The organism is Streptomyces marinisediminis (genome assembly GCF_026262575.1).
Lineage (GTDB): Bacteria > Actinomycetota > Actinomycetes > Streptomycetales > Streptomycetaceae > Streptomyces > Streptomyces marinisediminis.
The window spans coordinates 1-22,825 of record NZ_JAPKFL010000019.1; the positions used below are offsets into that span (position 1 = coordinate 1).

Sequence of the window (22,825 nt, forward strand, 5' to 3'; positions counted from 1 at the left end):
TTGCCCGACTTCTCGCCCTTCTTCCTGGCGTCCTTGCCGGCGGCGCTGTCCGAGGCCGCCTCGGCCGCCTGGGTCTTGTAGCCGACGATCAGCCGCTCGGCCGCGGCGGCCGGCGCGGTGTCGGCCGGGGTGGCCGCGGGCGCCGCGGGCGCGGCCACGGACGCGGTGATACCACTGCCCAGCAGAGCCGCGGTGGTCACTGCCAGCAGGGATATGCGCAGAGGTCTGGAACCGTTCAACGTGCTGCCTTTCGTGGTCGGCCGCGGAAAGTGGTCGCGGCCGACAGCGATGGTGCGGTTCATGACAAGCCGGGCAGTGCGCGTGGCCGGTGGGGTGGGGAGAGGGTGCTGTGGGGTGAGGCGTGGGGGGCCAGGGGCGCGTCGGGCAGCGGGGGGAGCGCCGGTCACGAGTGCGCTGGATGCGCCGCACTCGTGCCCGGATGCCGGGACCGCACGGTGCCTGCACGCGGAACCCTGTTCGAGTTCCCCGGCCGGCACCCGACTCCCCCCGGTGCCCGTGCACGACACCGGTCGGCCGAAGCGCGTCAGTGGCGAATCCCCCGCCTCGGGCGAACGTTCGACCAACCGGTGGCCAGGAACCTACGGCCGTCGGTCGAACGCGTATATCCGGAACCGCCCTCCTACGGATACCCAATTAACCCCGGTGAACCGCGCGCTTGGTCCACGCCAGGGAGGTGCGTGGCGGTCTAGTCCTGAACTGCGGGTTCGCCCGGGACGGTCGTGCGGGGGCGCACGCGTCCGGCGGTTGCGGATGTGAGTCCCGCCCGCGGGGCTGGGAACGGGTTGTGCGCGGGCCGGGCCCCGGGCCCGGACCCCGGGCCGACGCGGCGCGGGGGCCGTGCGCGGCGCGGGGCCGGGCCCCGGGCGGGGTGGGGCGGCCCCGGGCGTGGTTCCGGGGGTGGTTCCGGATGAGGGGGCGCGGTACCGGTGGCGTGGGCTCGTGGGGGACGGGCCCGGTGGCTCGGGCTCGTCCGTGGCGGCCGGGTCTCGGGGCCCGGGACGGGTCGGCCCCCGCACCGCGTCGGCCGGGGTGTCGGCGTCCACCGGGGCCGGGCGGTCGAGTGGTTTCGGACCCGTGCCCGGCAGCCGTGCCCGTACGGCCCGGTCAGGGGCGGCCCGTGGTGTCCGTGCCCTCCGCGCCGTCGCGGGCCGTGGCCAGTTCCTGGCGGGAGGCGGTGCCCAGCTTGCGCATCGCGCGGGCGACGTGCTGCTCGACCGTGCGCGGCGACAGGTGCAGCGTGCTGGCGATCTCCTTGTTCGTCAGCCCCGTCCCGGCCAGCTCCGCCACCTCCTGCTCGCGCGGCGAGAGCTGGGCGCCGTAGGACGGGCGGCCGGGCGGACGGCGTTCCTCCAGCGGCTGGTGCGCACGCAGCACGGAGCGGGCCCGGGCGGCGTCCCACATGGCACCGAGTTCGGACAGCCGCCCCGCGCAGGCCGTGAGTTCGGCGATCGCCCACGCCCGGTCGCCGCCCCGCCGGTCCGCGGCGTCCTCCCCGGGCTCCGGTCCGTCCCCGGCCTCCAGGACGCAGCGCGCCGCCGCCTCGGCGGTGAGGGCCTGGGCGTACGGGCGCGGCATCCGCTCGAACGCGGTGGACGCCGCGCGGTACAGCTCCACCGCGCGCGCCGGTTCGCCGTCCGCCTCGGCCAGCACCGCCCGCGCCCAGTCCAGCCCCGCGTGCGCGCAGGGGGCGTCCAGCCCGTCGAGCCCGGTGGCGTAGGCGTCGACCATGGCGCGGGCGCCGGGGAGGTCGTCGGCGTGGCACAGGGCTTCCACGGCCCACGGCGCGAGGTCGGCGGCCCACACCCACACGCCCTTCTCGGCGAGCCGGTCCCAGGCGTCGCGGGCGGTGGCGGCGGCCTGGGCCACGTCCTGCCGCACCAGGGCCATCCGGACCAGCGCGCCCGAGCTGGCGGCGGCCAGCGGCGCCGCCGCGTGGCCGGTGGTGGGCGCGGTCTGCTCGGTGAGCCAGGAGGCGGCCCGCCGCCACTCGCCCTGCGCGACGCTGAGCAGCCCCAGCACCATGCGGGCGTCGGCGGCGATGACGGGCATGTCGGCGGTCGCGGTGACGAACGCCTCGCACCGGGCCGCGAGCCCCGCCCACCGGCCGTTGTTCCACTCCAGCAGCAGCCGTGCGCCGAGCCCGGTCTGCTCGGTGTAGGGCGCGCCGCTCTTCTTGCACAGGGCGAGCCCGTCGGACAGCAGCCGTTCCGCGCGGCCGTAGTGGCCCAGCCAGACGGCCGAGTCGGCGGCGTTGCACAGGCCGCGGGCGACGTGCTGCCGCACCCGGCGGTCGGCGTGTTCGGCGGGCAGGTCGGCCAGGAGCTTCCACCCCCGGGGGTCGCCGTAGCTGAGCGCGACGCCCGCCCGGTTGACGTGCACGGCGGTGCGCACCAGCTCCTCACCGCTGTCGGCGGCGGCCTCCTCGGCGCCCGCGAGCCACTCCAGGTGGGTCGCCAGCGTCGCGCCGGGCCAGTACGGCATGGCCAGCGCCGACATGGCGCGCGCGGCCAGGTCCGGCCTGCCGGTGCGCAGCTCGGCGGCCGCCCGTTCGAGCTCGCCCCACCCCTGCGAGCCCCGGCCCACCTGGTTGCACAGCAGCAGACCGAGGTCGAGGCGGAGCTCCCCGCGCACGGCCGCGGGCAGCGCCTCGTCCTCGACGACCTGGCTCAGCACCTCCACCGTCTGGTCCGACCGCAGCCCGACCACCGCGCTGCGCGCCAGCATCGGGGCCAGCCGCGCGCGGGCGGTGGGCGGCACGGCGGGGGAGGCGAGCGTCCGCTCCAGCAGGCCGATCGCCTCCTGGTGCCGGCCGGCGTCCGCCGCCTGCCGCGCGGCCTGCTCCACCGCGCGCAGCCACGGCCGCACCCGGCCGCTGGCGCGCCGGTGCTGCGCGAGCGCCGGCCACGGCACCGGCTGCCGCCCGGCCAGCACGTCCGCGGCGCGCCCGTGCAGTTCCTCGCGGACGGGTCCGGGCAGCGCCCGGTGCACCGCGCGCGCGGCCAGCGGCACCGCGAACCCGTACCGTCCGCTGCCGCCGCACCCGCCGTGGCCGCACGCGTCGTCCCCCTCCGCGCCCGGCTCCGCGACCTCCGCCAGCGCGGCCCCCGCCAGCGCCGCCACCAGCGCCGCGCGGCCCTGCTCCGGGGCCAGCCCGGCGACGGCGGTCAGCTCGGCGCCGGTCGCCGGTTCGCCCAGCACGGCCGCCGCCCACACCACGGGGCGGTGCTCCGGCGCGAGTGCCGCGGTGCGCCCGAGCGCCCGCTCGGCCAGCCGCACCGGTACCCCGGCGGCGTCCACCTCGGCGGCGGTGCAGCGCCGCGGCGTGGCGTCCCGTACCACGGCCAGCAGGTCCAGCACCACCTGGGCGACGCCGCCGGAGCGCCTCCACAGCCGGTCCACCGCCTCCGGGGTGCAGCACTCGGCGCCCAGCGCGGCGCTCGCCGCCTGCCGGACCTGCTCCGGCGTCCACGGCTCCACGCGGTGCCGGAGCACGGTCAGCCCGGACGGGTAGTCGACGGGCGCACCGAACGGCAGCTCCGGCGCGGCCAGCTCCTCGGGCCGGTAGGTGACGACGGCCGCGAGCCCGGGGCGCGGACGGGCCAGCAGGCCGCGCAGGCGCGCCAGCTCCTCGGGGGCCGCCCGGTGCACGTCCTCCACCACCAGCAGCACCGGCGCGTCGCCCTCGGGCAGCTCCTCGGGCGGCGTGCCGTGCCCCGCGGGGCCGTACGCCCAGTGCAGCCGAGCCGCGGCGCGGCGGGTCTCGGGGTGCTCCAGCAGCCGCTGCGTCAGGTGGCTCTTGCCGGTGCCGGCCGCGCCCGCGACGAGCACGAGCAGCGGTTCGCGGGCCAGCGCCGTCAGCGCCCACCGCAGCCGCCCCGCCCACGCGGGCTCACGCACCGTAACCGAGCTGTTCCCCGCCGCGTCCATCAGGGGTTTCCGCTTTCTTTGCGTATCCGTACTTCCGACGGCACTGATTGTTCTCCTGGTGGAGTGCCGCCGACCGTGGTGTCACGAGGGTTCCGAGACTCGCGCCCCTTGGGGCAACCAGCTACGGGCCGCGGACCAAGCGTGCAGGAGAGCCGCATGATCACCGCAGAGCACCAGCAGCCGCCCACGGAGACGGAGTGGGCCGCGCCGGACCGGGCGCTGTGCACGCTGCCGGTGACGCCCGCCGCCGCACCGGTCCTACGGCGTTTCGCCAGGACGACGGCGCAGCGGTGGAGCCTGTCCGAAGACGTCCACGACGCGCTGGGCGTGGTGGTCACCGAGCTGGTCACGAACGTCATCCTGCACAGCGGAAGCCCGCATGTCACCCTCTGGCTCCAGCTTGCCGAGGACGTCCTGCGCGTCGAGGTCCGCGACGGCGGGCGCTGGCAGCTCTGCCCGGCGCCCCACCGCGACCCGGACGCCGAGTACGCCGAGTGCGGCCGCGGCCTGGCACTCGTCGAGGCGCACGCCGCCCGCACCGCCGTCCGGCTGGGCCCCGAGGGCACGACGATGGTCGCCGACCTGGCCCTGTGACGCGCCCCCACGCGGGGCGGCGCACCCGCCGCCGCGGCTGACCGCGCGGCCCGGCCGGGAGCCCTCGGGCCGCCCGTCGCGGCACACGGCGCGCAAGCCGCCACGCCGCCCCTACCCGGTACTCCGCCCGCCCGGGCCGACCGGCTCCGCCGGCTGGCGCAGTGCCGCCACGAAAGGACGCTTGTCCGCGTGGCCCCCGCCGCCCCCGGGTACGCCCCGACGACGCAGTGCCCAGCGGAGGAAGCCACTCATGAGCAGGACCGAGCAGACCACGACCGCGCCACCCGAAGGGGACGTGTCGGCCCGCCCCGCGCCCCCCGCCCCCCAGCACAGACCGGACGAGCCGCCCGAGAGCCCCCGTGCCCAGATCAACCGCAAGTGGGCCGAGCTCCTCCAGGAGACCCGCGTCGCCCAGACGGGTGTGCAGATCCTCCTGGGCTTCCTGCTCGGCATCGCCTTCACCGCCCGGTTCGCCACCCTGGGACCGGTGGAACACGCGACGTACGTGGTCACCGTCGTCCTCGGCGCGCTGGCCGCCGCCGCGCTCATCGCCCCCGTCTCCATCCACCGCTGCCTCACCGGCAAACGGATGAAGGACGAGGTGGTGCGCATCGCCGGACGCCTGATGACCTGCGGTCTGGTCCTGCTCGCCCTCACCATCGGCGCCTCGCTGATGCTGATCCTGGACGTGGTGCTCCCCGGCCTCGTCGCGCACCTGATCGTCGGCGGCGTCATGCTGTGGTTCGCCGCGTGCTGGTACCTGCTGCCGCTGTGGCTGCACCGGCGCGCCGTCCGCCGCACGGTGGGCACGGCGACCGTGCCGGCCGCGGCGCACTCCGAGGAGTCCCGCCGGCACCCCGCGCACCCGCCGGCGACGGCCCTGCCGTAGCGGTGCCCCGGGGGCGGCCGGGCGTGCGCGGGCGCACCGCGTGCGTCGCCCCGCCGCCCCGCGCCGTCCGGCGGGCGGCTGTCCTCCGGCACCGGCCGCCCGCGGCGGGGCCCGCGTGACGGCCACCCCGTGACACCGCCGCTCCGCCGCGCCGCAACTCCGCCCGCTCGCCACCCGCCTCGCGCTGCGGGCGGCGTGCGGCGGTCGCCGTTCAGCGGCCGGGCTCGCCGCCCGGCCGTCGGGCTCGTTCTCCACGGCGCTCCGCGCGACGGGGCGGGAAGCCCGAGGCGAGCGCGGGGGGTAGCCCCATGGCCGGTCGGCCGTGGCGCTCCGTAGCGTCGCCGGTGCGGTCGGCCGGAAGGCCGGGACCGCGCTCACCGCAGTCAGCGACAGGAGAACCCCATGCGCGCCCCGATCCGTGCCCTCGGCGTCCTCACGGCGGCGGGCGTCGCGGCCCTCACCCTCGGAGCCTGCGACGTCGGGCCGCGCTCGACGTTCCAGGACGAGAGCTTCGCCGCCGGCGACATCACCGCCGTCCGGCTGGACGTCGACTCGGGCTCGGTGGAGCTGCGGGGGAGCGAGGACGCCCGGGGGGCCACCGTCGAGCGCACCGTGCGGCACGCGGGCGACCGGCCGGGAGCGACGCACCGCGTCGAGGACGGCGTGCTGCTGCTCGGTGGCTGCGGGAACGACTGCTCGGTGGCGTACACCGTGGACCTCCCGGCCGGCCTCCCGGTCACCGGCAGCGCCACCGCCGGACGCATCACACTGGGCGGCGTCGGGAACGTCGAGGTGCGCACCACCTCCGGGCGGATCGAGCTCGACGGCGTCACCGGGAGCGTCGAGGCCACCACCACGAACGGACGCATCGAGGGCCGCGACCTCGCCGGGGGCGGCATCCGGGCGCGCACCTCGAACGGGGCCATCGCCCTCACCGTCAGCGCCCCGCAGGACGTGCGGGCGGAGACCAGCAACGGCACCATCGACCTCACCGTGCCGAACGAGCCCTACCGCGTCTCCACGAAGACCGCCAACGGCGCCACGGACCTCGCCGTCACGGAGTCGACGGACGCCGAGTACCACCTCGACCTGACCACCAGCAACGGCGGTATCACCGTCGACACGGCTTCGTGACGGGACGTGAGCCCGCCTGCCCGCTCGTCCGTCCGTCCGCTCGTCCGCACGGTCGGCGTGGTTTCACGTGGAACGTCGGCCCCCCCGGTGCGCCGGCGCGGTGCGCTGTCCGGTGGAACGCCGCAACGCGCTGCCCGGGCACCCGCCGGGACGGGCTCGCCTCGGCGGCGTGCCGACGACTGGGCCCGCGTCCGGCGGTGCTTGCCGGAACCCGGCAAAACACCGTCGCCGCGATCGGCCCGGCACGGGCATGGTGCCCGGAGCGGTGAGCGGGGAGAGTCGGAGTCCACAGGGGAAAGGGGGCTGCGACCATGACGACGACTGCGCCGACGGAGACGAAGGCGGCCACCGACCGGGCCACCGACGCGCCGGAACTGCGCGCCAACGGCGTCACCGTCCGGTGCGCACCGGACGGGATCGTGTGGGAAGACCGGAAGCGGGTGACCCGCATCCCGTACGAGACGGTGCTCAGCGTCAGCGCCACCTCACCGAGCGCCCGTTACGTGCGGCTGCGGCTCGGCCTGCTCGACACCGGCACCGGCCACCCCGAGCGGTACGAGCTGGTCTGCCTGCGGCGCACGGGCGAGCCGTTCGCGGCGGCCCTGCGCCGGCGTGTGCAGGGTGCGGGCCTGGCCAGACGGGTCGGCCCGCGCCGCCGACCGGTCACCGTCCAGCGCCGCGCGGCCCGCTTCTCGCTCCTCGACCGCTGCGGGCTGCGGCGCTAGCCGTATGGACCGCGAGCGCGGCCCCTACGCCGTCAGCAGCGAGTCGTCCTGGACGCGGGCGCCGGGGAGCCCGTGCCGGGCCGCGACGAGGGCGCTGTCCACGTCCCGCGTGCCGGTCGCCACGCACAGCGAGTAGGCGAGGTCCTCCATGCGCTGGCGCACACCGGCGCCACCGTCCTCGGCGTGCAGGACGGCGAGCGTCTCGTACTGCTCCACCAGGTTGCGCAGGATCACGGGGTGAGCCATCAGCACGGTGTTTCTCCTTCGCTCAACATCCTTCGCTGACCCGGCTACCCGGCCACCCGCCCGGCATGCCCACCGAAAGCCCGTCCCGTAAACCGTTTCTTCATTCCGGCAGTGATCGCTCGTTGGGGTGATGCTCTGGCCGGACGCCCTGGGTACGCTCAGGAGGCAGGCGAAGATGCGGCCATGGGAGCAGTGATGAGCACCGAACCCGAGTACCGGTGGCCCAGGCCGCCGCAGGGCGGCTACACCGCCGAGGACCTCGACCGCCTTCCGGATCTGCCCCCGCACACGGAGCTGATCGACGGGAGCCTCGTACTCGTGAGTCCGCAGACCGCCTTCCACGACCGGGTCATGTACCTGTTGCAGTCGTCACTGCTGCAGGCGCTGCCAAGCGAGGTCGACGTCTACCGGGAGATGACGGTGACGCTGTCCCGGCGCGACCGGCCCGAGCCGGACATCCTCGTCGTGCGGGCGGAGGCTTTGCGGGACCTCAAGCAGACCACGTTCGCCCCCGAGGACGTCCTCCTCGCCGTCGAAGTGGTCTCCCCGGACTCCGAGGTGCGCGACCGCGGCATCAAGCCCGCCAAGTACGCGGCGGCGGGCATCCCGCACTTCTGGCGCGTCGAGAACGTCGACGACCGTCCCGTCGTCTACGTCTACGAGCTCGACCCGGCCCCGCGCAGCTACGCGCTGACCGGCATCCACCACGACGAGCTGAAGACCACCGTCCCGTTCGACCTGCACATCGATCTGACGGCAGTCCGCCACGGTCGCCGCGGCGCGTGACCCGATCGTGATGCCGGCGGGGGCAACCCCTCCGCCGGTCGGCTTGTCAGCGCTCCGACAAGGTCATCACCTCAAGGAGCGTTTGTGCAAAGCCAGCCACCCGAGGCGCTGTCGGCCTCGGCTCCGGCGTCAAACCCGCCCCCCTCTCCCGCACCGCCGGACGCGTCCGCGCCGGTAGCGGGCACCGGGCGGCGCCGCGTCCCCACCGCGCTGCTGATCGCTTGCGCCGTCCTGCTCGGCCTCGTGGGCGGCGTCGCCGGGGGCTACACCGTCCAGGCCGAGCGCCCGCCCACCCCGTTGCCGCCCCTGGCGCAGCCCGGACTCGCCTATCCGCAGGAGCCGTTGTCCGAGGGGGAGGGGCCCGAGCCGCTGACGCCCGAGGAGGACCGCCGGGTCCGGACCGACGGCGACCTGAGCGAGCTCCTGCTGGACAAGCCGAAGGACGCACGGACACCGCCGGGCCGCTCCGAGCGGAGCTGGACCTCCCCGTGGGCCCACGCGGCGAAGTACAGGGACGCCGAGGCGATGTTCGAACTCCTCGTCGGGAGCTCCTTCCGCCGCCAGGCGGAGACGGCGTGGCTGGAAGGCGAGGACGTCTACGTCTCCGTCTCCCTGCTCCAGTTCCACGACGACCGCGCCCACGACTCACGGGCGTACAGCGAGACCATCCAGCCCTACTTCCCCTCCCACGACGAGACCAGCATGAGCATCCCGGGCATGGAGGACGGGAACGTCCGGGTCTACAGAACGGACGCCGGCAACGAGCTGACCGGGCCGGTGTACGCGGGCGAGGCCGTGGCCCGCCGCGGCGGAGTGGTGGTGCAGATCAGTGTCGCCGCCCCCGACCCGGTCGACATCGACTTCGTGAGAGAGCTGGCCGAGCGCCAGTTGGAGCGCCTGTGATGAGCATTCCGGAGACGAACCCCGAGAAGGGCCCGACGCCCGGCACCGCCCCGTCCCGGCGCAGGCGGTGGCTGACGCCCGCCACCGTGACCGCCGCACTGGCACTCCTCGCCGGCGCGGGCGGGGCCACCCACACCGCCGTCACGCTCGCGGGCGCCGACCGCACCTCGCCCACCACCGTGGTCGGTACGGCGGAGGCGGCCGGCCTGGACGACGGGCGGAGCCGCGACGCCGGTGAGGGGCTGCGCCGCCTGCTGCTCCCGGTGCCGGAGGACTTCCGGCCCGGCCCGGACTTCGGCCACCTGCCCAACGACGTCGAACTGGACAGGGAGCGCGCGACCGAGCACGAGGTGGCCTACGGCGGAGCGGAGGACCCGGAGCTGCGCCGCGTGTACAAGGCGTTTCTCGACGACCTGCGGCTCCAGGGCTCGGCCATGCGCAGCTACAGCGGCGACGACGGACGGCTGACCGTGCAGGCCATCCTCGTCAAGCTGGGGGAGGAGGACGCGGCACCGGTCCTCGCGGACCTCGTCGCCACGGAGTTGGAAAGCACACCCGGGATGCGCGAGGGCCCCGCGGTCGACGGGTACGAGGACGCCCGCTGCCTGGTCGTCGACGAACCCGACCTCGGCATGGACATCGTCCGCTGCCTGGCGGGACTGGACGGGTTCATGGTGACGCTGAACGCGGTGGGCAGCCGACCGATGGACCACCAGCTCGTGACCGACATGCTCGCGCGGCAGCTCGACCGCGTCGCGTCCCCGGGAGAGTACGTATGACGGACACCACCGCCCCCACCCCGAGCGCTCCGGACGCCGACGCTCCGGACGCCGCGGTGACCGAGACCCCGGTCGCCCCGGCCGCCACCGCGGTGGACCCCGCGTCGCCCGCGGAGGCGGACGCGGCCGCGGCGAGCGCGGACGCGGCCCCGGGAGGGCCGGCCGCCGAGCCGCCGTCCGCCCCCGCCGAACCCGAGCGCGCGACCACGACCGAATCCGAGCCCGGCTCTGCGACCGAGCCCGAGCGCGAGCGCGCGACGGAGCCCGAGCCTGAGCCCGCGTCCGCGTCCGAGCCCGGAGCCGAGCGCGGGCCCGAGCCCGCGTCCGGGTCTGCGACCGTGTCCGAGCCCGAGGGCGCGACGGAGCCCGAGCCCGTGTCCGAGCCGGAGCCCGCGACCGCGACCGGGCGCGGGACGGAGCCCGGGCCCGCTCGTTGGCGCACGGCCCTGCGGTGGGGGTCCGCGGCGCTCGTCTGCGCGGCGCTGGCCGGGGGCGTCGGCTACGGGCTCACCCTGCCCGAGCGCACGGACGTGCCGGGCCTGGCCACCGAGCACGACGGCCGCTGGGACTACCCAAAGCTGACGCTGCCGGCGCTGCCTTCCGGCTCACCGCTCCCCTTCGAGGACGCCAACGTCGCCCGGGTCCACCACGCCGACCTGCGGGACCTGGTGCTCCCGGCGCCCCGGGGCGCCGAGGCGCACGAGGAGCTGCCGCCGCTGGAGGGCGGCTGGGTCGACCAGGGGTCCTTCATGGACCTCTTCAGCAGCTCCGCCATCACGGCGGACATCGACGCCCGGCTGGCCAGCGACCCGCCCCGGCACATCGCCGCCCGCGGGTGGGTCATGCCGGACGGCACCCGGACCAGCGTCCACCTGCTGCGCTTCAACACCGGTGCGGTGGCGCAGAGCTTCGAGCGGGAGATGCTGCGCGACGGCACACAGCCGTGGAACGCCCTCTCCGACGGCGCCGCCCTGCGGGTGGACCAGGAGTGGGCGGCCCTCGACGCCCGGCTGGAGACGGTCACGATCACCCCCTACGAGGAGCGCGAGCCCTACGGCACCGAGCAGAGCCGCATGGCGTACGTCCTCGCGGGTGACACCGTCGGCGTCGTCGTGCAGACCGGGGAGGGCGGGGCCGGGGACGTGCCGTTCCAGCAGACGGTGATCCTCCAGGCGCAGCTCCTGAGCTGACTCAAGCCGGTCCGCCGGGCGGCGCGGGCGCTCCGGGCCGCCCGGCGAGGCGGGCGGCGACGCGTTCCCGCAGGCGCTCGTACTCGGCGGCCCGGCGCCGCGGCCGTCCGGGCGGACGGGGGACCGGGGCGCCGTCCGTCACCCGTTCGCCCCGGCGGAACTGCTCCCGGGTGAGGTCCAGCTCCAGCCCGCTGGGCAGCCGGTTCCACCAGTGGTAGCCCTCCCAGGCGCCCCCGGGGCCGTACACCTCCCCGCGCACCAGTGCGCCGCCGAGCAGGTCGTGCACGACGAGCGCGGTGACGTCGCAGTGGCCCCACGCCGGGTTCCGCGGCGTCCAGGGGATGCGGGTGAGGTCGGAGGGGCAGCACGTGTCGGCGGCCCAGCTCGCCCGGACGGCGGCCTCCAACGCCCCCAACGTCAACGGCCCGGCCCCCCGCCGACCCCGATCCCCGTGGCGCGGAGCCGCCCGGCCCGCTGCCCTGCTGCCCGGCGGGCTGCGGCTCGGCGTGCTGCGCACCGGAGCCGTCCGGCCCGGCGTCCTGCGGAGTGGGAGTCATGACGCCCAGCGTCCCAGCCCCCACTGACACCGGCCCGGCACGGCCGACTCCCGACACCGGCCGAACCGGCACCGGTCGAACCGGCACCGGCCGGTCCCGGTGCCGCCGGAGCGGTGCGGCCTCGGCCCGTGGGGCCGGAGGCCCCCACGGGGCAGGCGGTCGGAGCAGGGCCGCCGGGTAGAGCCACCGGAGCAGCCCCCCCCCCCCACGGAGCAGCGCCCACGAAGCAGCCCTCCACGGAGCGGAGCCACCGGAGGAGGGGCGCCGGGGCGAGGCGGCCGGGCCACGTCAGGGGCGGCGCGGCCGGAGCGCCCCGGACGGCCGGGCGCGGCCGGAGCGCCCCGGACGGCCCGGCGCGGCCGGAACGCGCCCGCCGGGGGAGGGGCCGCGGCGCGGCTGGTGTGAGGTACCGCACGTTCCCGTGTGGGTTCGCGTGAACCGGGCAGGGGTCGTCGCTGGGTGGGTGCCGCCGCGTCTCAGGATGCGGGTCCGGGAGGCCGGACGTGGCCCGCTCGATAAAATGAGCCGACCAGGGCCCCGGCGAACGGGTCCGGTGAGACCGAGAAACGAGGAGCGCACGTGAGCCTAGTCGTGCAGAAGTACGGCGGCTCCTCCGTTGCCGACGCAGAGGGCATCAAGCGCGTCGCCAAGCGGATCGTCGAGGCGAAGCAGCGCGGCCACCAGGTGGTCGTGGTGGTCTCGGCGATGGGCGACACGACGGATGAGTTGATCGATCTCGCCAGCGAGGTGTCTCCGATCACCTCGGGGCGTGAGTACGACATGCTGCTGACCGCCGGAGAGCGCATCTCCATGGCCCTGCTGGCCATGGCGATCAAATCCCTCGGTCACGAAGCCCAGTCCTTCACCGGGAGCCAGGCCGGTGTGATCACCGACTCCGTGCACAACAAGGCGCGGATCATCGACGTCACGCCCGGCCGCATCCAGGCGGCGCTCGACGACGGCAACATCGCCATCGTCGCCGGCTTCCAGGGCGTCTCCCAGGACAGCAAGGACATCACCACGCTCGGCCGGGGCGGGTCCGACACCACCGCGGTGGCGCTGGCCGCCGCGCTCGGCGCCGAGGTGTGCGAGATCTACACCGACGTCGACGGCGTGTTCACCGCCGACCCGCGGGTGGTGAAGAAGGCCAGGAAGATCGACTGGATCTCCTTCGGTGACATGCTGGAGCTGGCCAGCTCCGGCTCGAAGGTGCTGCTGCACCGGTGCGTGGAGTACGCACGCCGTTACAACATCCCGATCCACGTCCGCTCGTCGTTCTCCGGCCTGCCCGGCACGTGGGTCAGCAACGAACCGCGAACAGGGGACGATCCGATGGAGCAGGCGCTCATCTCGGGCGTGGCACACGACACCTCCGAGGCCAAGGTCACGATCGTCGGAGTCCCGGACAAGCCAGGTGAGGCCGCGGCCATCTTCCGCGCCGTCGCCGACGCCGAGCTGAACATCGACATGGTGGTGCAGAACGTTTCCGCCGCGTCCACGGGCCTGACGGACATCTCCTTCACGCTGCCGAAGACGGACGGCAAGCGGGCGATCGACGCGCTGGAGAAGCGCAAGGAGAGCATCGGCTTCGACTCGCTGCGCTACGACGACCAGATCGCGAAGATCTCGCTCGTCGGCGCGGGCATGAAGACGAACCCGGGTGTGACGGCGACGTTCTTCGACGCGCTGTCCAACGCCGGGGTGAACATCGAGCTGATCTCCACCTCGGAGATCCGCATCTCCGTCGTCACCCGCGCGGACGACGTCAACGAGGCGGTGCGCGTGGTGCACACCGCGTTCGGGCTCGACAGCGACTCGGACGAGGCCGTCGTCTACGGCGGCACGGGCCGCTGACGGCGGCACCGCCGCCGCGGGCGGCCGGTACCGCCGGCCGCCGCCGTGGCCGGACGCCCCGGCCGCTTTCCCGTTTCCCGCACATCCGCTCACCGGACAGCCCGCCCGGTGCCCGAGGAGGAGGCCGACCGCGAGGTCGGCCCCGCCCTCCGGCGCCGGGCGGGCTGTCCGCTATCCGGACCACGTGCGCCGAAGTTCACCTGCGATGACCGGATTGACGCGCTATGTGCGGCGGTTGTGATCAAGTTGTGGTGGTTGTGACTTGATCTCAATCTGCCACTGGCCGAAGATTTCCGTGCCCCCGCAACCGACGGGCGGCAGGCCGCGTCTCCCGGACCACCACCGTGGCGGCGGGCGCAGGGCGGGGTAGCGAGGAAGAGGCGGTACGCATGGGGGCGTTCGGCGCGTCGTCAGAAACGGCGCCGGGGGCGTACAACCCTGACGGGGGGCAACGTGTCCAACTGGCGTGGCAACGGTTCTCACGACGACAGCGCCCCCGCGTGGGGGCATCCCGGTGATCGCACCCTGGCCGGCGGCCTCGCGACGCGGCACGGCCGTGCCGGTGCAGCCGCACGCGGCCGACGCTGACGACGCGCCCGCCGTGGGAACCTCCGTCGACCACCTCACCGAGACCTACCGCACCCACTACCGCTCGCTGCTCGGCCTCGCGGCGCTGCTGCTGGACGACACGGCCTCCTGCGAGGACGTGGTGCAGGAGGCGTTCATCCGCGTCCACTCCGCCCGCAGGCGCGTCAAGGACCCGGACAAGACGCTCGCCTACCTGCGTCAGACCGTCGTCAACCTCTCCCGCTCCACCCTGCGCCGCCGCATCCTGGGCCTGAAGGTGCTGGCCAAGCCGATGCCGGACGCCGCGAGCGCGGAGGAGGGCGCCTACGAGGCGCTGGAGCGCGACGAGCTCAAGCGCGCCATGCGCGGGCTCCAGCGGCGCCAGCGCGAGGTGCTGGTCCTGCGCTACTTCGCGGACATGACCGAGGAGCAGGTCGCCCAGACGCTGGGCATATCCCGCGGCTCGGTCAAGGCTTACGGATCGCGCGGCATCGCCGCCCTGCGCGTCGCGATGGAGAACCCGGCATGACGACGGAACGGGGCACCGGCGCCCCGCACGGACCCGACGGACCGCACGGCGAGCGCGACACGCGCCCGCTGCCCGGGGCGAGCCCCGCCGACGCCGAGCCCGGCGGCCCGGGCCCGGCCCCCGCCGCGCCGGGCACGGCACACGCGGCCCCCGAGCCGCCCGGCGACGAGGAGGCCCTGCGCCGGCTGCTGCGGGACGCGGTGCGCGACCTCGAACCGTCCGCCGGCAGCCTGGACCACCTGCGCCGGGCCGTGCCCGCCCGCCGGGCCCGCCGGCGGCACGTCGGCGTCGGGCTGGCCGCCGCCGTGCTGGTCGGCGCCGTCGCGGTGCCCGCGTTCACCACCGGTGTCGTGCCCAGCCCGCTCGGCGGCGGCGAGCGCGGCGAGAGCGCGCACAGCGCCGACGGCAACGGTGCCGAGGAGCCGTACGGCGGCCGGGACGCCACGGGGCAGGACGCGGGCGGAGCGGGCGGCGGCCAGGGCACCGAGGGCGCCGAGCGCGGCGGCACGGGATCGACCGAGCCCTCGCAGGGCGGCTCCCCGTCCCCGGACGACACCGCCGACCTGGGCGCCTCCTCCCCGCTGTGCCTGCGCGACCAGCTCGGCGAGGCCGCGGCCAGGGTCGGCGACCCGGACCCCACGGGCGCCCGCTACGGGGGGTTCACCTTCACCAACGTCTCCGGCGACAGTTGCCGCGTCTCCGGCTCCGCCGACCAGTTGACGGCCGCCGCGCAGGGCTCCGCCGACGCGAGCGCCGTCACCGTGCTGGACCACACCGAGGGCGGGCGCGCCCAGGGCCTGCCCAGCCCCGTCGGCGTGCCCGACGAGCTGATCCTGCGGCCGGGCGAGTCCTTCCAGGTGCGGTTCGCCTGGTTGCCGGACACCACGCGCGGCGCGGGTGGCTGCCCGGCGCCCGAGCGGCCGGCGGACCCGCGTCCGGAGCCCGAGCCGTCCGAGGGCGGGACCACGTCCGGCAGCGGCACCGGGGGCTCCGGCGGTTCCGGCGGCTCGGGAAGCACCGGGGGCTCCGGCACCACCGGTGGCACCGGCGGGTCCGCGGGCTCCGGTGGTCCCGGTGGCGAGGGCGGTCAGGACCACCCCACCGGCACCGGCGGCACCGAGCAGCCGCCGAGCGGCACGGACGGCGAGTCCGCCCCGGCCGCCCAGGAGGCGTCCGGTCTGAGCCCCCACTCCGACTCCGGCGGCAGCGGCGGCCGGACGGACGACGGCGAGGGCGCGGCGACCGCCGTCGTCCTGCGCTACACCCCCGCCGCCGGGGGGCCGGACGCGCCACTGGCGCACCTGGACGACGTCTGCGCGGGCACGGTCTACCGCACCGGCGTCCTGCCGGTCCAGTAGCGCCCCCGCCCTCGCGCCAGCGCACGGCATCGCGCCCCGTACCGCCACACGCGCGCCGGACCGCACCGGCCCCGCGCACGGTGCGCGCGGGGCCGGTGCGGGCCTCTCGGCGCGGGGCGCGTCCCGGGTGCCGGATTCGCCCCAGTACCGTGGGGGCGTGTACCGGTTCCTGCTGACACCCCGGTGGTGGGCGCTCAACGTCTTCCTCGTGCTCGCCGTGCCCTTCTGCCTCTTCATGGGAAGCTGGCAGCTCGGCCGCTTCGAGGACCGGGTGGACTCCCACCAGGAGGGCAAGGCGCGCGCCGAGCGGACCGCCGCCGAGGACGCGGTGCCGCTGGCCTCGCTGCTGCCGGTGACCAAGGAGACCTTCGGGCGCACGGCCGAGGTCTCCGGTCGCTACGACACCGCCGCCGACCGCCAGTTCCTCGTCCCCGGGCGACGGCTGGACGACGAGTCCGGCAGCTACGTCCTCAGCCTGCTGCGGCCCCAGGCGCCCGGGGAGCGCGCGGTGCCCGTCGTGCGCGGCTGGCTGCCCGGCGAGCCCGACGCCGCGCGGGTGCCGCCCCCGCCGAGCGGCCAGGTCCGGGTGACCGGGGCGCTCCAGGCGTCGGAAAGCGGCGGGGCGAGCGGACTGCCGGACGGCCAGCTCGGCGCCATCAGCGCCGCCACCCTGGTCAACCTGGTGCCGTACCCGGTGCACGACGCCTGGCTCACCGTGCCCGAGCCGGCCGACGGGCTGCGCGCCGTCCCGCCCACCGCCCCGAAGGGCAGTGGGCTGGACATGAAGGCGTTCCAGAACCTGGGCTACACCGCCGAGTGGTTCGTCTTCGCCGGCTTCGCGGTGTTCATGTGGTTCCGCTTCCTGCGCCGCGAGGTGGAGGTCGCCCGGGACGCGGAGCTGGGCCTCACAACCGGGGAAGACCCTCCTCCACCGGCATCCCCAGCCGCTCCAGAGCGAACCGCAGCTCCAGCCCCACCTGCTTGACGCGTTCGGCCACCACCAGCGAGCCGTGCCCGGCGTCGTACCGGTACACCGCGTGCGGGTGCCGGCGGGCCGCCAGCCGGTCGACGTAGTTCTCCACCTGGCGGATGGGGCAGCGCGGGTCGTTGACCCCGGCCGCGATGTAGACCGGTGCCCGCACCCGGTCCACGTACGTCAGCGGCGAGGAGGCCGCGTACCGCTCCGGGACCTCCTCCGGCGTCCCGCCCAGCAGCGTGCGGTCCATCGCCTTCAAAGCCTCCATCTCGTCGTGGTAGGCGCTGACGTAGTCCGCGACGGGGACGGAGGCCAGGCCCACCGCCCACGCCTCCGGCTGCGTGCCCAGGCCCAGCAGGGTGAGGTAGCCGCCCCAGGACGCCCCGGCCAGCACCAGCCGGTCGGGGTCGGCGAGCCCGGAGTCCACCGCCCACCGGCGCACCGCCGCGATGTCCTCCAGCTCGATCAGGCCCACGCGGTGCTTGAGCGCGTCCGTCCACGCCCGCCCGTACCCCGTCGAGCCCCGGTAGTTGACGCGGACGACGGCGAACCCGTGGTCCAGCCAGGCGGCGGGCTGCGCGGCGAACGCGTCGCTGTCGTGCCAGGTCGGCCCCCCGTGGATTTCGAACACGGTGGGCAGCGGCCCGGTGCCGTGCCCGGTCGGACGCTGCACCAGCGCGTGCACGGACCCGCCCGGCCCGTCCACCCACACGTCCTCCACCGGGCGCGACCCCGGGGCCTTCAGGCCCGGCGGGTCCAGCACCACCGCGCCCGTGGTCGAACGCACCGCGGGCGGCTCGGCGGCCGACGACCACAGGTACTCCACGCTGCCGTCCGGCCGCGCCGTCGCGCCCGAGACCGACCCGGGCGGCGTCTCCACCCGCGCCAGCGCGCCGCTCCCCAGCTCGTAGCGCCACAGCTCGCTGCGCGCCCGGTAGCTGTGCACGACCAGCAGCGCGTCGCCGTCCGGGTACCACTCGGCGCCGACGTCACCGGGCAGGTCGATCGGCAGCTCCCGCGTCTCGCCGGTGGCCGGGTCCCACACCATCGGCTCCCAGCGTCCGCGCCGCTGGTGCCCGACGAGCAGCCGGGTGTCGCCCGCCGCCGGGGCGAACCCCATCACGAACAGGCCCAGCTCCTCGGTGCCGCCCCGGGTGTCGTCCAGCTCCGCGACGGCCGTCCCGTCCGCCGTGCGCACGACCCGGATCGCCGAGTGCATCGCGTCCCCGTGCTCGGTGTGCTCGACGGCCACGAGGGCGCCGTCGTGGCTCAGGTCGCCCACCCCGGCCGACTCCCGGTGCCGGTAGATCTCCACCGGCTCCGACCCGTCCGGCCGCACCACGTGGAGCGTCGTGCCGTCCGCGTCCGTGGACCGTCCCACCACGGCCGTGCCGTCCCGGCCGAGCGCGAGCCCGGCCGAGTAGGCGGGCGCCAGCCCGGGCGCGGCGGGCTCGGCCGGACCGCCTCCGGAGAACGGCTCCCGCCGCCAGACGCCGAACTCGTCGCCGTCGGTGTCGTCGAACCACCACACCCACGCCCCGTCGGGCGTGAGCGTGCCGTCCGTGGTCCCGTTGGGCCGCTTCGTCACCTGCCGCTGCTCACCGGTGTCGCGGTCCCACGCGTACAGCTCGTACGTGCCCGTCGCGTTCGACACGAACAGGCAGCGCTGCGGCGCGTCCAGCGCCCACTCCGGCAGTCCCACCCGAGCCGCTCGGAACCGCTTCTCCCACTCCGGCATCCCGTCCACATCACTCATCCCCCCATCCTCCCCGATCCCGCCGGGGCCGCGACGCCCCCGGCGGGAGGCGGGGACGCGACGGCCGGGGCGGCGGGGAGCAGGGGCGGCCGGGGCGGAAGAGCCGCCGGGCCGGGGCGACGGCCGGAGCGGCCGGGCGGGGTGAGGCGGGCGCCGCCTCACCCCGCGAGGAGCGCGGCGAGCGGCAGCACCGCCAGCGTCACCAGGAGCGGCAGGGAGGTGAGGAGGCAGCCGCGCCGCTTGCCCCGGTCCACGAGGAATGACGCCGCGACGGCGACGCCCGCGCCGAGCACGGCCGCCCCCCACAGCGGCAGGAGCACGCCGGCGGCCATCCGCGCCGCTCCCTTCCGAGAAGTGGCGGGGCCCCGCGGACCCCGCCGGGTGGCTCAGTCCGCCAGCTCGACCTGGAAGTCCACCTCGACCGGGGCGTCGATCGGGAGGACGGCGACGCCGACCGCGCTGCGGGCGTGGACGCCCGCCTCGCCGAAAACCTCGCCCAGCAGTTCGCTCGCGCCGTTGAGCACGCCGGGCTGGCCGGTGAAGTGCGGCGCGGAGGCGATGTAGCCGGTGACCTTCACCACGCGCACGACCCGGTCCAGGTCGCCGCAGACGGACTTGATCGCGGCCAGCCCGTTCAGCGCGCAGCGCGCGGCCAGCTCCTTGGCCTGCTCGGGGGAGACCTCGCTGCCCACCTTGCCGGTGGCCGGGAGGGCGCCGTCGACCAGCGGGAGCTGCCCGGCGGTGTGGAGGTAGCGCCCGGTCCGCACGGCCGGCACGTAGGAGGCGAGCGGCGCGGCCACCTCCGGCAGCGTCAGGCCCAGCTCGGCCAGGCGCGCCTCGACCCGGGAGGCCGTCACGGCTTGGGCCGCTTCAGGTAGGCCACGAGCTGCTCGGGGTTGTTCGGTCCGGGCACGACCTGGACGAGCTCCCAGCCGTCCTCGCCCCAGGTGTCCAGGATCTGCTTCGTCGCGTGTACCAGCAGCGGCACAGTGGCGTATTCCCACTTCGTCATGGCCTTGAGGGTAATGGCTGGGGCGCACTGGATACGCTCCCAGGGTGAGCAGGCTGCATGTGGTCACCGGCAAGGGCGGCACGGGCAAGACGACGGTCGCCGCCGCACTCGCGCTCGCCCTGGCGGACGCGGGCAGGCGCACGCTGCTGGTGGAGGTGGAAGGACGTCAGGGCATCGCCCAGCTCTTCGAGACGGAGGCGCTGCCGTACGAGGAGCGCAAGATCGCCGTCGCCCCGGGCGGGGGCGAGGTGTACGCGCTGGCCATCGACGCGGAGAAGGCGCTGCTGGACTACCTGCAGATGTTCTACAAGCTCGGCTCCGCCGGGCGCGCGCTCCGCCGGATAGGCGCCATCGACTTCGCCACCACCATCGCCCCCGGCGTGCGGGACGTGCTGCTGACGGGCAAGGCGTGCGAGGCGGTGCGCCGCCGGGAGAGCGCCGGCGGACCGTTCTCCTACGACGCCGTCGTCATGGACGCGCCGCCCACCGGACGCATCACCCGCTTCCTCGGCGTCAACAGCGAGGTCGCCGGGCTGGCCCGCGTCGGCCCGGTGCACAACCAGGCGCAGGCGGTCATGCGGGTGCTGAAGTCCCCGGAGACGGCCGTGCACCTGGTGACGCTGCTGGAGGAGATGCCGGTGCAGGAGACGGTGGACGGCGTGGCCGAGCTGCGCGGCGCGGGGCTCCCGGTGGGCGCGGTCGTCGTCAACCTGGCGCGTCCCGCCCTGCTGGACGCGGACGACGTCGCCCGGGCGGACGGCGCCCGCGCCGAGCTGGCGCAGTCCCTCGCGGCGGCCGGGCTGGGCGGGGCGCGGCGCGGTGGCCGGGCGCACCGCCTGGTGGCGCCGCTGCTGGACCAGGCCAGGGAGCACGCCGAACGCCTGGCCCTGGAGGCCGGACAGCGGGCGGCCATCGCCGGGCTCGGCCTGCCCACCCGCGAACTGCCGCTGCTGTGGGACGGCGTCGACCTGGCCGGGCTCTACGAGCTGGCGGCCGCGCTGCGCGCCCAGGGCGTCGGCGGCATGACGGACCACGGAAGGACGGACCACGGGGCGCAGCACGCCACGGCGGACCACGGCACGGCGCACCACGGCACGACGGAGCACGCGAGCACGCGCGAGAGCGAAGGAGGCCGGGCATGACCCCGTCCGCCGCACAGCCGCAGGGCCCCCGCCCCGGTCCCGTGCTGGAGACCGACCCGCTGCTGGACGACCCGGCCACCCGCATCGTCGTCTGCTGCGGTGCGGGCGGCGTGGGCAAGACCACCTCGGCCGCCGCCCTCGCCCTCCGCGCGGCCGAGCGCGGCCGGCGCGTCGTCGTCCTCACCATCGACCCGGCGCGCCGACTCGCGCAGTCGATGGGCCTGACGGAGCTGGACAACACCCCGCGCCGGGTGCCCGGCATCGACACCGCCGAGGGCGGCGAGCTGCACGCGATGATGCTGGACATGAAGCGCACCTTCGACGAGATCGTCGAGGCGCACGCGGACGGGGAGCGGGCCCGCGCGATCCTGCGGAACCCCTTCTACCAGTCGCTGTCGGCCGGTTTCGCCGGGACGCAGGAGTACATGGCGATGGAGAAGCTGGGTCAGCTCGCGGCGCGCGACGAGTGGGACCTCGTCGTCGTCGACACCCCGCCCAGCCGTTCCGCGCTGGACTTCCTGGACGCCCCCGGCCGCCTCGGCTCCTTCCTCGACGGCCGCTTCGTGCGCGTCCTGGCCGCCCCAGCGAAGGCCGGCGGGCGGGCCGGGCTCAAGGTCTTCAGCCTCGGCATGACGGGCGTGTCCATGGTGACCGGCGCGCTCGGCAAGCTGCTCGGCGCGGGCATGCTCCGCGACGTGCAGACGTTCGTCGCCGCGATGGACACCATGTTCGGCGGCTTCCGTAAGCGGGCCGACGCCACCTACCGGCTGCTCCAGGACCCCGGCACCGCGTTCCTCGTCGTCGCCGCGCCCGAACGCGACGCGCTGCGCGAGGCCGCGTACTTCGTGGAGCGGCTGCACGCCGACCGGATGCCGCTGGCCGGTCTGGTGCTGAACCGGGTGCACGGCAGCGCGGCCGCCCAGCTCAGCGCCGAACGCGCGCTGGCCGCCGCCGAGGCGCTGACGGAGCCGGACCCGGACGGCGAGCCGGACCCGGACGGCGAACGGCCCGCGCACGGCGCTGGGGAGGCGGACGGGGAGCGGGACGGGGCCGGCGCGGACGCCGGTGCCGCCGCCGCCGACACCGCCGGGGAGCCCGGCCGCGGCGGGCCCGGCTCCGAGGGTGCCGACGACACCGACGACACCGGGCCCGGCTCCGGCGGCCGGGGCGCGGGGGAGGTCGACGCGCTGGCCGCGGGGCTGCTGAGGCTGCACGCCGAACGCATGCGGGTGCTCACCCGCGAGCGGCGCATGCGGGACCGCTTCGCCGCCCTGCACCCCGAGGTGCCGGTGGCTCAGGTGGCCGCGCTGCCGGGCGACGTCCACGACCTCGCGGGGCTGCGCGACATCGGCGCCCGCCTGGCGTGTCAGCCCGCGGCGACGGTCACGTCCACGGGCGGCGCGGAGACCTCCGCGGCGGCCCCGGCGTAGCCGCGCCCGAACTCGTACTCCGCGCGCGCCGTCTCCAGCAGGCGGCGCCAGGAGGTGACCATGGGCCGGCGGCGCAGCAGGGCCCGCCGCTCCCGCTCGGTCATGCCGCCCCAGACGCCGAACTCCACGCGGTTGTCCAGCGCGTCGGCCAGGCATTCGGTGCGTACCGGACATCCGGTGCACACCGCCTTGGCGCGGTTCTGGGCCGCTCCTTGCACGAACAGTTCATCCGGATCCGTCGTACGGCAGGCGGCCTGCGTACTCCAGTCGGTTGCCCAGCTACTCATTTGCTGGTGCCGTCCTCTCCCGAAATCGAGGCTCCCCCACGGCGACAAACGGCATATGCACCGTCGCCAGTTGAGGACGTTACGGAATGCGAGCAAGCGACAACACCCCCGTCGGGCCCAATCTTGAATGGTCCGATCGGACTATGCGTGCCTGGGAGATCAC

The 22,825-nt window shown here is 75.8% G+C and carries 22 protein-coding genes and 1 pseudogene; 14 read left to right on the top strand and 9 right to left on the bottom strand.

The window, feature by feature from the left end; translation table 11 throughout:
- Nucleotides 1-302: pseudogene (locus OSB71_RS16505) on the bottom strand (hypothetical protein); the annotation flags it as partial.
- An 823-nt stretch (nt 303-1,125) separates the two neighbouring features.
- Entirely contained in the window at nt 1,126-3,918 is a 2,793-nt protein-coding gene (locus OSB71_RS16510) for a helix-turn-helix domain-containing protein (RefSeq protein WP_265948862.1), read from the bottom strand.
- 186 nt (nt 3,919-4,104) lie between these two features.
- Between OSB71_RS16510 and OSB71_RS16515 the strand changes: the two genes are divergently transcribed.
- From OSB71_RS16515 to OSB71_RS16530, 4 genes are all read left to right on the top strand, one after another.
- Nucleotides 4,105-4,542, top strand: a complete 438-nt coding sequence (locus OSB71_RS16515; protein ID WP_265948864.1) for an ATP-binding protein — start codon at nt 4,105-4,107, stop codon at nt 4,540-4,542.
- A gap of 250 nt (nt 4,543-4,792) precedes the next feature.
- Nucleotides 4,793-5,431 (top strand): DUF6328 family protein, encoded by a 639-nt coding sequence (locus OSB71_RS16520; RefSeq protein ID WP_265948866.1) that lies wholly within the window; start codon nt 4,793-4,795, stop codon nt 5,429-5,431.
- A 402-nt stretch (nt 5,432-5,833) separates the two neighbouring features.
- On the top strand, nt 5,834-6,565 hold the full coding sequence (locus OSB71_RS16525) for a DUF4097 family beta strand repeat-containing protein (RefSeq protein WP_265948867.1): 732 nt from the start codon (nt 5,834-5,836) through the stop codon (nt 6,563-6,565).
- A gap of 311 nt (nt 6,566-6,876) precedes the next feature.
- The gene (locus OSB71_RS16530) at nt 6,877-7,290 is read left to right on the top strand and encodes a hypothetical protein (protein ID WP_265948869.1); all 414 of its coding nucleotides are present in this window, start codon (nt 6,877-6,879) and stop codon (nt 7,288-7,290) included.
- A 24-nt stretch (nt 7,291-7,314) separates the two neighbouring features.
- Here OSB71_RS16530 and OSB71_RS16535 read toward each other — a convergent pair whose 3' ends face one another.
- Nucleotides 7,315-7,542 carry a DUF5133 domain-containing protein gene (locus tag OSB71_RS16535; protein ID WP_265948870.1) on the bottom strand — a complete coding sequence of 76 codons (228 nt, stop codon included), beginning with the start codon at nt 7,540-7,542 and terminating at the stop codon, nt 7,315-7,317.
- A gap of 189 nt (nt 7,543-7,731) precedes the next feature.
- Between OSB71_RS16535 and OSB71_RS16540 the strand changes: the two genes are divergently transcribed.
- From OSB71_RS16540 to OSB71_RS16555, 4 genes are all read left to right on the top strand, one after another.
- On the top strand, nt 7,732-8,322 hold the full coding sequence (locus OSB71_RS16540) for a Uma2 family endonuclease (RefSeq protein WP_265948872.1): 591 nt from the start codon (nt 7,732-7,734) through the stop codon (nt 8,320-8,322).
- Between the two features lie 84 nt (nt 8,323-8,406).
- Nucleotides 8,407-9,225: a hypothetical protein gene (locus OSB71_RS16545; RefSeq protein WP_265948873.1), complete on the top strand. Its 819-nt coding sequence runs from the start codon at nt 8,407-8,409 to the stop codon at nt 9,223-9,225.
- A complete protein-coding gene (locus OSB71_RS16550) occupies nt 9,225-10,004 on the top strand; it encodes a hypothetical protein (protein WP_265948875.1) in 780 nt (259 codons plus the stop codon). Before OSB71_RS16545 ends, OSB71_RS16550 begins: the two co-directional genes overlap by 1 nt.
- The gene (locus OSB71_RS16555) at nt 10,001-11,194 is read left to right on the top strand and encodes a hypothetical protein (protein ID WP_265948876.1); all 1,194 of its coding nucleotides are present in this window, start codon (nt 10,001-10,003) and stop codon (nt 11,192-11,194) included. Before OSB71_RS16550 ends, OSB71_RS16555 begins: the two co-directional genes overlap by 4 nt.
- Before the next feature lies 1 nt (nt 11,195).
- On the opposite strand, the gene OSB71_RS16560 is transcribed toward OSB71_RS16555, so the two are convergent.
- Nucleotides 11,196-11,600, bottom strand: a complete 405-nt coding sequence (locus OSB71_RS16560) for a YunG family protein (protein WP_323055301.1) — start codon at nt 11,598-11,600, stop codon at nt 11,196-11,198.
- Between the two features lie 730 nt (nt 11,601-12,330).
- Between OSB71_RS16560 and OSB71_RS16565 the strand changes: the two genes are divergently transcribed.
- The 4 genes from OSB71_RS16565 (at nt 12,331) to OSB71_RS16580 (ending at nt 17,044) form a co-directional block, all read left to right on the top strand.
- Complete coding sequence (locus OSB71_RS16565) at nt 12,331-13,605, top strand: aspartate kinase (protein WP_265948878.1); 1,275 nt, start codon at nt 12,331-12,333, stop codon at nt 13,603-13,605.
- Between the two features lie 466 nt (nt 13,606-14,071).
- Nucleotides 14,072-14,701 (top strand): SigE family RNA polymerase sigma factor, encoded by a 630-nt coding sequence (locus tag OSB71_RS16570; RefSeq protein ID WP_265948879.1) that lies wholly within the window; start codon nt 14,072-14,074, stop codon nt 14,699-14,701.
- The gene (locus tag OSB71_RS16575) at nt 14,698-16,059 is read left to right on the top strand and encodes a hypothetical protein (RefSeq protein WP_265948880.1); all 1,362 of its coding nucleotides are present in this window, start codon (nt 14,698-14,700) and stop codon (nt 16,057-16,059) included. Before OSB71_RS16570 ends, OSB71_RS16575 begins: the two co-directional genes overlap by 4 nt.
- Before the next feature lie 157 nt (nt 16,060-16,216).
- The gene (locus OSB71_RS16580; protein WP_265948881.1) at nt 16,217-17,044 is read left to right on the top strand and encodes an SURF1 family protein; all 828 of its coding nucleotides are present in this window, start codon (nt 16,217-16,219) and stop codon (nt 17,042-17,044) included.
- Here the strand turns inward: OSB71_RS16580 and OSB71_RS16585 are convergent.
- The 4 genes from OSB71_RS16585 to sp36 all read right to left on the bottom strand — a co-directional run bounded on the left by OSB71_RS16585 (nt 16,965) and on the right by sp36 (nt 19,803).
- Nucleotides 16,965-18,791, bottom strand: coding sequence for a S9 family peptidase (locus OSB71_RS16585; protein WP_265948882.1), 1,827 nt, complete (start codon nt 18,789-18,791; stop codon nt 16,965-16,967). The genes OSB71_RS16580 and OSB71_RS16585 overlap by 80 nt on opposite strands.
- Nucleotides 18,792-18,949: 158 nt before the next feature.
- Nucleotides 18,950-19,123, bottom strand: a complete 174-nt coding sequence (locus tag OSB71_RS16590) for a hypothetical protein (RefSeq protein WP_265948884.1) — start codon at nt 19,121-19,123, stop codon at nt 18,950-18,952.
- Between the two features lie 54 nt (nt 19,124-19,177).
- Complete coding sequence (locus OSB71_RS16595) at nt 19,178-19,648, bottom strand: RidA family protein (protein WP_265948885.1); 471 nt, start codon at nt 19,646-19,648, stop codon at nt 19,178-19,180.
- Nucleotides 19,645-19,803 carry a Sp36 family protein gene (gene sp36 / locus OSB71_RS16600; RefSeq protein WP_086785308.1) on the bottom strand — a complete coding sequence of 53 codons (159 nt, stop codon included), beginning with the start codon at nt 19,801-19,803 and terminating at the stop codon, nt 19,645-19,647. Before sp36 ends, OSB71_RS16595 begins: the two co-directional genes overlap by 4 nt.
- Nucleotides 19,804-19,847: 44 nt before the next feature.
- Between sp36 and bagA the strand changes: the two genes are divergently transcribed.
- Both bagA and bagB read left to right on the top strand, forming a co-directional pair.
- A complete protein-coding gene (gene bagA, locus OSB71_RS16605; RefSeq protein WP_265948886.1) occupies nt 19,848-20,945 on the top strand; it encodes an ATPase BagA in 1,098 nt (365 codons plus the stop codon).
- Nucleotides 20,942-22,375 carry an ATPase BagB gene (gene bagB, locus OSB71_RS16610; RefSeq protein WP_265948887.1) on the top strand — a complete coding sequence of 478 codons (1,434 nt, stop codon included), beginning with the start codon at nt 20,942-20,944 and terminating at the stop codon, nt 22,373-22,375. Before bagA ends, bagB begins: the two co-directional genes overlap by 4 nt.
- Here bagB and OSB71_RS16615 read toward each other — a convergent pair.
- Nucleotides 22,312-22,662, bottom strand: coding sequence for a WhiB family transcriptional regulator (locus tag OSB71_RS16615; RefSeq protein ID WP_265948888.1), 351 nt, complete (start codon nt 22,660-22,662; stop codon nt 22,312-22,314). The genes bagB and OSB71_RS16615 overlap by 64 nt on opposite strands.
- Nucleotides 22,663-22,825 lie beyond the last annotated feature (163 nt).

Coding starts and splice junctions, on each gene's coding strand:
- OSB71_RS16515 (WP_265948864.1), top strand. CDS start 4,105: ATGATCACCGCAGAGCACCAGCAGCCGCCCACGGAGACGGAGTGGGCC.
- OSB71_RS16520 (WP_265948866.1), top strand. CDS start 4,793: ATGAGCAGGACCGAGCAGACCACGACCGCGCCACCCGAAGGGGACGTG.
- OSB71_RS16525 (WP_265948867.1), top strand. CDS start 5,834: ATGCGCGCCCCGATCCGTGCCCTCGGCGTCCTCACGGCGGCGGGCGTC.
- OSB71_RS16530 (WP_265948869.1), top strand. CDS start 6,877: ATGACGACGACTGCGCCGACGGAGACGAAGGCGGCCACCGACCGGGCC.
- OSB71_RS16540 (WP_265948872.1), top strand. CDS start 7,732: ATGAGCACCGAACCCGAGTACCGGTGGCCCAGGCCGCCGCAGGGCGGC.
- OSB71_RS16550 (WP_265948875.1), top strand. CDS start 9,225: ATGAGCATTCCGGAGACGAACCCCGAGAAGGGCCCGACGCCCGGCACC.
- OSB71_RS16555 (WP_265948876.1), top strand. CDS start 10,001: ATGACGGACACCACCGCCCCCACCCCGAGCGCTCCGGACGCCGACGCT.
- OSB71_RS16575 (WP_265948880.1), top strand. CDS start 14,698: ATGACGACGGAACGGGGCACCGGCGCCCCGCACGGACCCGACGGACCG.
- OSB71_RS16585 (WP_265948882.1), bottom strand. CDS start 18,791: ATGAGTGATGTGGACGGGATGCCGGAGTGGGAGAAGCGGTTCCGAGCG.
- OSB71_RS16590 (WP_265948884.1), bottom strand. CDS start 19,123: ATGGCCGCCGGCGTGCTCCTGCCGCTGTGGGGGGCGGCCGTGCTCGGC.
- sp36 (WP_086785308.1), bottom strand. CDS start 19,803: ATGACGAAGTGGGAATACGCCACTGTGCCGCTGCTGGTACACGCGACG.
- bagB (WP_265948887.1), top strand. CDS start 20,942: ATGACCCCGTCCGCCGCACAGCCGCAGGGCCCCCGCCCCGGTCCCGTG.
- OSB71_RS16615 (WP_265948888.1), bottom strand. CDS start 22,662: ATGAGTAGCTGGGCAACCGACTGGAGTACGCAGGCCGCCTGCCGTACG.